The organism is Mesorhizobium sp. M7A.F.Ca.US.005.03.2.1 (assembly GCF_003997795.1).
Taxonomy (GTDB): domain Bacteria; phylum Pseudomonadota; class Alphaproteobacteria; order Rhizobiales; family Rhizobiaceae; genus Mesorhizobium; species Mesorhizobium ciceri.
Map to the genome: position 1 here is coordinate 1 of NZ_RZRP01001600.1, position 477 is coordinate 477.

Below are 477 nucleotides of genomic sequence, written 5' to 3' on the forward strand. Positions count from 1 at the left end.
AACTTGAACAGGCCCCCAAACTTGATCGGGCATTGGCCGAAGTCGCCGCCGAAATGGCCGAGCGCACCGATCGCGGCGACGTCGCTTCCTACATTCCGCAGCTGGGCAAGGTCGATCCGAAGAAGTTCGGCATCGCGGCGGTCACCAATGACGGCCGCGTGCTGATGGCCGGCGATGCCGACCAGGCATTTTCCATCCAGAGCATCTCGAAAGTGTTCACGCTGACACTGGCGCTCGGCAATGTCGGTGACGCGCTTTGGCAGCGGGTAGGCCGCGAACCGTCAGGCAATCCATTCAACTCGATCGTGCAGCTCGAGCATGAGAACGGCATTCCGCGCAACCCGTTCATCAATGCCGGCGCCATTGTCATTTCCGACATCCTGCTTGCCGGCCACCAGCCGCGCGAGGCGATCGGCGAAATCCTGCGCTTCATCCAGTTCCTCGCCGACGACGAAACGATCATCATCGATCGTGAGG

At 61.2% G+C, this 477-nt stretch carries 1 protein-coding gene; it reads left to right on the forward strand.

Features of this window, described 5'->3' with window-relative positions:
* Positions 1-477, forward strand: a 477-nt coding sequence (locus EN991_RS39370) for a glutaminase (RefSeq protein ID WP_245461220.1), incomplete at both ends; no start/stop codon positions are given.